This window comes from Pseudomonas sp. F01002 (genome assembly GCF_004402115.1).
GTDB classification, from domain to species: Bacteria; Pseudomonadota; Gammaproteobacteria; order Pseudomonadales; family Pseudomonadaceae; genus Aquipseudomonas; species Aquipseudomonas frigoris.
The window spans coordinates 381,135-387,994 of the sequence record NZ_SOPU01000003.1; the positions used below are offsets into that span (position 1 = coordinate 381,135).

Annotated in this window: 5 protein-coding genes and 1 pseudogene; all 6 read right to left on the minus strand. The window is 61.4% G+C overall.

The window, feature by feature from the left end; translation table 11 throughout:
- Positions 1 to 1,251, minus strand: a 1,251-nt coding sequence (locus tag E3W21_RS02305) for a CoA transferase (protein WP_134418018.1), incomplete at its 3' end; no start/stop codon positions are given.
- A gap of 129 nt (positions 1,252 to 1,380) precedes the next feature.
- Positions 1,381 to 2,136 carry a methyl-accepting chemotaxis protein gene (locus E3W21_RS32235; RefSeq protein ID WP_371927035.1) on the minus strand — a complete coding sequence of 252 codons (756 nt, stop codon included), beginning with the start codon at positions 2,134 to 2,136 and terminating at the stop codon, positions 1,381 to 1,383.
- A gap of 150 nt (positions 2,137 to 2,286) precedes the next feature.
- A pseudogene (locus E3W21_RS32240) lies at positions 2,287 to 3,519 on the minus strand (chemotaxis protein); the annotation flags it as partial.
- 178 nt (positions 3,520 to 3,697) lie between these two features.
- Entirely contained in the window at positions 3,698 to 4,087 is a 390-nt protein-coding gene (locus E3W21_RS02315; RefSeq protein ID WP_134417577.1) for a YbaN family protein, read from the minus strand.
- Between the two features lie 162 nt (positions 4,088 to 4,249).
- Positions 4,250 to 4,858, minus strand: a complete 609-nt coding sequence (locus E3W21_RS02325; protein ID WP_134417581.1) for a biliverdin-producing heme oxygenase — start codon at positions 4,856 to 4,858, stop codon at positions 4,250 to 4,252.
- Positions 4,859 to 4,972: 114 nt separating this feature from the next.
- On the minus strand, positions 4,973 to 6,860 hold a 1,888-nt coding region (locus tag E3W21_RS02330), incomplete at its 5' end, for a TonB-dependent hemoglobin/transferrin/lactoferrin family receptor (protein ID WP_256661473.1).

The window sequence follows — 6,860 nt, forward strand, 5'->3', positions numbered from 1 at the left end:
CACCTGCAACCGATGCGCCGGTCCCCAAGGCGTCTGCTCAACCAACAGTCCTTGATCGTTGTCATCCTCCGCCCGCAACGGCTCATCTGTTCCCGAACCATTTTCAATCAGCAACTTCGCCGTACGCGCCAACGATAAGCGCGCCGATCCACTACGCCCCAACAATCGAATCGCACTGGCCGCCATCAAATACCCGGTAGCGTGATCGAGCGCTTGCAAGGGTAATGGCGTCGGTTTGTCCGCGCGCTTCCACTGCATGCCGGCGTCGGCGATCCCGCTGCTCATTTGTACCAGGCTGTCGAAGCCGCGGCGGTTCTGCCACGGGCCGCTCCAACCGTAGGCATTGAGGCAGACGTCGATCAGGCCGGGCGCCAGTTTCTGGCGTTCGGCGACGCCGTAACCCAGGCGTTCCAGTGCGTCGGCGCGGTAGCCGTGGAGCAGAATGTCGGCGTCCTTGAGCAGGCTTTCGAACACCGCGCGATCCGTCTTGTCGTGCAGGTTCAGGCGTGCGCAGCGTTTGCCCAGGGTGACTTCCGGCACCACGCCCGGTTCGTTCCAGGTCGGTGGGTCGATGCGCAAAACGTTGGCACCAAGACCCGCCAGAAAACGGCTGGCGATCGGGCCGGCGAGCACTCGGGTCAAATCCAGCACCTTGATCCCGGCCAGCGGTTGCGCCACCGAGCCTTGCCACGGTTTCGCGTTCTGGCGACTGTTGTCAGCAAACTGAATCAGCGGCTCGGCGTTCACGGCCTGACCTTGGGGGTGCGCCTGCCATTGCGCCCAGCTGCGCATCTCGGCGGCGCAGCCACCGGCATCGACCACGGCCTGCTCCAGATCGCTTTTGGCCCATTGAGCAACCTTGCTCGCCATCGCTGCACGGTCGGCACAGGCACCGAGCACTTTTTCGGCAGCGGCGCGGTGATGGGGCGCGTTGGTGTGCAGGCGGATCCAGCCATCCTTCGTGGCGTAGTCACCGGCGACCGGGTCCCATAACGGCGGGAGGCTCCAGCCGACCGGGCGGATCGACGTGGTGAACCAGAAAGAGGCCAGGCGCCGATCGACCTCAAGGCTGGGTAAGCGACCGGTTTGTTGCTGCAGCCATTCGCTGACAGCCTGGCCGGCAGCGGCAATGCTGGCGCACGCCAGGTCGGTGACGGCAAACGCCGAGGGCAGGGCGCCGCTCGACGTGAATGGAATCGGCGTGTGAGGCAAGCCGAGTGCGGCTTGAATGGACGTGAGTAAATCAGTCATCGAAGGCCCTCCGGGAGAGAGGGCAGCATAGATCAAAAGATCAAAAGATCGCAGCCTGCGGCAGCTCCTACAGGGATCGGTGTAGGAGCTGCCGAAGGTTCGGGCCGCGTTCGGACGATCTTTTGAGGGTTACACCCGAAACTGATCCATCAATTTCATCTGATGGGTGGTCAAGGAGTTGAGCTGGCTGCTGATCTGCGCTGACTCGGTGGCCTGCCCGGTCAAGGTTTCGGTGACGGTGCGGATCGCCGAGACGTTGCGGTTGACCTCTTCGGCCACCGCGCTTTGCTGTTCGGCGGCGCTGGCGATTTGCAGGTTCATGTCGCTGATGACCGTCACCGCGTCGCTGATTTTGCTCAAGGCCTGGACGGCCTGCTGGATCTGCCCGGCATTGCTGTGAGCTTGAGTCTGGCTCGAATGCATCGTGGCCACCACGCCGCGAGTGCCGGTCTGGATGCGTTCGATCACGGTGCGGATTTCTTCAACCGAATCCTGGGTGCGTTTGGCCAGGTTGCGCACTTCATCTGCGACCACCGCAAACCCGCGCCCGCTTTCCCCGGCACGCGCCGCTTCAATCGCCGCGTTGAGCGCCAGCAGGTTGGTTTGTTCGGCGATGCTGCGGATCACTTCCAGCACCGAGCCGATCTGCTCGCTGTTGACTGCCAACGCTTCGACTTCGGTCACGGCCTTGCTGACTTCGTCGGCCAGTTGATTGATGTCGCGGGTGCTGCGTTCGATGATCTGCATGCCGTCGCGGGCTGACTGGTCGGCACCCTTGGCCGCGTTCGCCGCGTTCGAGGCACTGTTGGCGACGTCGTGGGCGGTGGCGCTCATTTCGTTGGACGCGGTGGCGACCTGGTCGATTTCGCGGAATTGCACCTGCATGCCTTCGCTGGTCTGGCGGGCGATTTCCGAAGACTGGTCGGCGGTGCCGCGCGCATCGGTGATGCTTTGTTTGATCTGCGCGATGGTCGGTTGCAACTTGTCGAGGAAGCGGTTGAACCAGCTCACCAGTTCGCCCAGTTCGTCTTTCTTGCTGTAGTGCAGACGCTGCGTCAGGTCGCCGTCGCCGCTGGCAATTGCCTTGAGCATCTCGGCCACGCTGTTGATCGGCCGGGTCACGCCGGACGCCGTGAGCCAGATCAGCAACAGTCCGACCAGACCGGCAATCACCGCCACCAAAACGGCTTTGATCGTGCCGCTTTGCTGAGCGTCATTGAGTACGGCCTGCAGCTTGACCGAGTCGGCCAGCAACACTTGTTTCGGCAGGTCGATCACCACGCCCCAGGCCTTGGACTCGGCAATCGGACTGACCGGGTACACCGCACGGATCAGATCACCCTGTTCGAGAATCTTCGGCGTGCCAGCGCTGAGCAGTTGCAGGACGTCCTTGCCGTCCGCGCCCAAGGTGTCGCCGATGCTTTTGCCGACCTTGCTCGCGTCCACGCTGTAGCCCGCGAGCACGCCGCTGCCGGAAACGATCAGCATGTGCCCGGCGCTGTTGAACAGATCGCGTTGGGAATCGACAGCCGCCGCTTGCAGCGCGTCCAGGGCGATGTCCACACCGACCACACCGATGGACTTGCCATCCACCAGCAGCGGTACGGAAATGGTGGTCATCAGCATTTCCTTGCCGGCGACGGTGTCGGCATACGGGTCGAGCAGGCAGGTGCGTTTGCTGTCGCGAGGGCAGGTGTACCAGCTGTTATAGGGTGTGCCGCTGAGGCTCAAGGTGGTTTTGGTCATGTCGTCTTCGACCATGATCGTGTTGATCCCGACACCGCCGGCACGGCTCCAGTAGCTGGCGAAACGACCGGCTTCGTTGGACTGGCGAGCTGCATCGTTGGCGAATTCGCTGTCCTTGCCGTCGAGGCCATTGGGCTCGAATGCCAGCCAGATGCCGAGCACTTTGCTGTTGCGTTCGAAGGCGGTTTTCAGGCTCTGGTTCAACTCTTCACGCAGGGCGCCGGCTTCAAGGGAGCGCTTGCTCGCCATGTTGCGCATGTCCTTGATCTGATCGGCCAGGGCAGTCACCACCAGCAGATTTTCGCCGAAGGTCTTCTGCACCCGCACCGCTTGCTCGGCGGCCTTGGCCTGGAGCAGGTTCTGCACGCTGGCGGTGAGCATCTTGCTGCTGGAGGCGCTGACCAGTTCATCGTTCTGATCGGTCTGGTAGATGTTCATGCCGACGATCAGGACGACCACGCCCAGCAGGCACAGACCGGACAGCAGGACGATTTTCAGGCGGATGGAGAGAGAGTCGAACATAGGACGAACTCGCGAATGGATGAGGTGTTGGCTGTGAGTCGGGATCGACCCGGTTCGCCAAGTCCATTCAGCGCCATTTAATGCACATCGGCGTGGGCGCAGGTTGCATGAACGTGAAGCCGACGAACGGTAATAGGTGAACGTTTGCGCAGGAAAATGCCCTGAAAAGGGCAGAAATTCAGGAAATTGTCGGCAACGATTCCGGCCGCGACCAGATCCACAGATTGCCCAGGCTCATCCCGGCAATCGTCAGAAAGATCGGCCAGCCATGATCGAGCATCACCAGCATCAACCCGGCGCACAGCAGCATGCTGACGGTGGCGCTGACCTTGGCTCGGCGGGCGATGATTTTGCCGTTGCGCCAGTTGCGCAGGATGGAACCGAACAGCCGATGGTTTTCCAGCCAGGCGCTCAGACGCGGCGAACTTTTAGTCGCGGCCCAGGCGGCCAGCAGGATGAACTCGGTGGTCGGCAGTCCGGGTAAGACGATGGCGATCAGGCCGATGCCCAGGCTGAGGTAGGCCAGGAGACCGAAGAGGATTCGGGTGAGTTTTGAGGAGGCAGGCATGGACTCAAGGGAGGTCGTAAGAGGCAAGATCGGAATTTGGAAGACCTGCTCAAACCCTGTGGGAGCGAGCTTGCTCGCGATAGCGATCTACCATTCAACATCTCTGTTGAATGTTAAGCCGCTATCGCGAGCAAGCTCGCTCCCACAGGGGAATGCATTCCGTCAGGCGAATTCAGGGGTGGTGGCGTAGGCCTGTTCCAGCAACACGGTAAAGCGGTTGAACGCGTCGATTGCGCCTTTATCCAACTCGGCTTCTTCTTGTGCGCTGAGTTCCAGCCCGTCGAGGGTTTTGACGAAGCTTTTCCAGCCTTCAGCGCGACCACCGGCCGGTTCACCGAGATGGCGGGCACCAAAGGTTTCGCTCAAGCCGAGACCCACGGCACGCTTGATCAGGAAGGCTGCGCCGAGTTTCGAACCTTCAGAGACGAACAGCCAGCCAAGTGCTTCGGCTTTGGTTGGATTCTTCACCGCCCCGGCGACGGGGGCCGGAACTTCAGTTTCCAGATCAGCCAGATCCGCCTTGGCCGCTTCAGCACGGCAGCGAGCTGGCAGGTCCGGGACGATGGCGGTCAATTCGGCATCGTTGTACAGCGAGACCAGTTCCGACTGAAACAAATACTGAGCCACCACGAAGCGCGCGAAGTTGGCCTGGGTTTCGAACGGTGCGTGGGCTTTGACCAAGGCATCAAGCTTGGTGTGAGGCTCGTTTGTGATCTGGTTCAAACGATGCGAACGCAGAGCTGGGCGTTGAGCAGTGTCCTGAGAGGTCATGAGAAGTCCTTGAGAAAAAGAGGCGCTTGGTAACGAGACGAATGACGTGGCGCCTGACAGTAAAAAAACCTCACTGCGCCACTTCTATAAAAGCAACGCAGAGAGGTGGCAGGGTCAGATATCCCAGACCAGATTGATCGCGAAGTTGCGACCCGGTTGGGTCAGGCGGTCGAGGTTGGCCGGTTGAGTGACCGAGGCTTCGCCGACGCTGTCGTAACCGCGCACGTCATCCCACTGCCAGTACTTCTTGTTGGTCAGGTTGTACAAACCAGCGTTGACGGTTACGTCGTCGGTCACCTTGTAGAAGCCGGCCAGGTCAAGCACGCCATAACCCGGGGTCTTGAACTGGGTGCTGGTGCCGTCAGGGGTTTTGAAGCTGGTGCTGTCGACGCGGGTCTTGCGTTTGACCAGTGTCCAGCTCAACAGGGCGCCGTAGTTGTCCTGGTCGTAACCCAGGCCGAACACGCCGGTCAGCGGGTTGATGCTGTTCAGCGGCTGGCCGCTTTCATCGTTACGGCCATACAGGTAGGCCACCGAACCTTGGGTGTAGAGACCGGTCGGGGCGCCGAAGCTGTCCAGGTTCAGGCGACCCTTGAGCTCCACACCTTTGATGGTGGCGTGCGCGATGTTGTTGCTCTGGAACGTGGTCTCGGTGTAGCCGGGCGTGATGGCGTTCTCGTCGATGAAGTCGCGGTATTTGTTGTAGAACACCGCCACATCGAAAGTGCCTGCCTCGAACTGGCCGCGCAGGCCGGTTTCATAGCTCTTGCTCTTTTCCGGTTCCAGGTCGGGATTGGGCGCGACCTGATAGCCGCCGGCCAGGTTTTCAAAGCGACCGTACAGCGCCTTGGCGGTCGGCGTGCGGAAGCCTTCGGCGTACTGGCCATACCAGGTGTAGTTATCGTTGAAGCTATAGGTGGTGCCGAATTTTGGCGACAGACGATGCCAGGTCTTGGTGTCCTCGCTCACCAAACCGTTGCCGCTCTGGTCGGCGGTGACCAGGAACTCGTCGGTGATGTGCGGCTTGAGCTGGGTGTAGTCGTAGCGTGCGCCGGGCAGGAAGGTCCAGTTGCCCCAACTGATCTGATCCTGGGCAAACAGGCTGTAGCTGTTGATGGTCGGATCCGGGAAGTCGCTGGCCGGTTTCAGGGTATCGGCGGCGCTGGCGGCACCGATGACCCGGCAAGCGCCGGCCACGGTCAGGCAGGTGCCGCTACCGGTACGCAGGCCGGTGACTTTGTCCTGTTTGATGGTCGTACCATAGGTGACGCGGTGGTCGGTATCGGCGATGGCGAACGACTTGTCAGCCTGGGCATCGAACACCCATTGGCGATCCTTGTAGGTGGTATCGCGGTTGCGCAGCACGGTGCGCGACGGCGCGTAGATTTCTTCGGTGCTCTGATCGGTCTTGGCGATCTGGTAGTTCAGCGTCCACTTGATGTTGTCAGCCAGGACGCTGTTCAGGCCAAAGCTGTGTTCCAGGCCGAAGCGTTCGCGGGTGACGGTGTCGTTGCCGGTACGGGATTTATAGAAGCCGAAACCTCGTCCTGCGTTGAACGGGCCGCCCACTGCGCTCAGCTGATTAGTGTCGCGGTCGTCCTTGTAGTGCTCGTAAGTCAGGCCGAAGCGCGCATCGTCGGCGTAGTCCCAGCCCAGTTTGGCCAGCACGTTGGTGGTGCGCACGTCCTCGGGGTTGGCCTCGGTGCGGTTCAGGCCGGTGCCGCCGGTTTCGCCGTAGGACTTTGTTTCATGACCATTGCGCTGACTCAAGTGCAACAGGCCGTCGAAGTCGCCGGTGCGGCCGGCCACCGTGCCAGAGGTCAGCCAGCTGTCGTCGGCCGAGCTGTAGCCGGTTTTCAGACGCGCGCCGACATCCTTGCCCGGTTTGATGATGTCGTCCGGGTCCAGCGTGTAGTAGCTGACCGCGCCGCCGATGGCGTTGCTGCCGTAGAGCACGGACGCCGGGCCGCGCAGGATCTCGACGCGCTTGACGATCTCGGGG

Excerpts from the sequence above, each read along its gene's own strand:
- E3W21_RS32235 (WP_371927035.1), bottom strand. The coding sequence starts at position 2,136 with ATGCAGGTGCAATTCCGCGAAATCGACCAGGTCGCCACCGCGTCCAAC.
- E3W21_RS02325 (WP_134417581.1), bottom strand. The coding sequence starts at position 4,858 with ATGACCTCTCAGGACACTGCTCAACGCCCAGCTCTGCGTTCGCATCGT.
- E3W21_RS02315 (WP_134417577.1), bottom strand. The coding sequence starts at position 4,087 with ATGCCTGCCTCCTCAAAACTCACCCGAATCCTCTTCGGTCTCCTGGCC.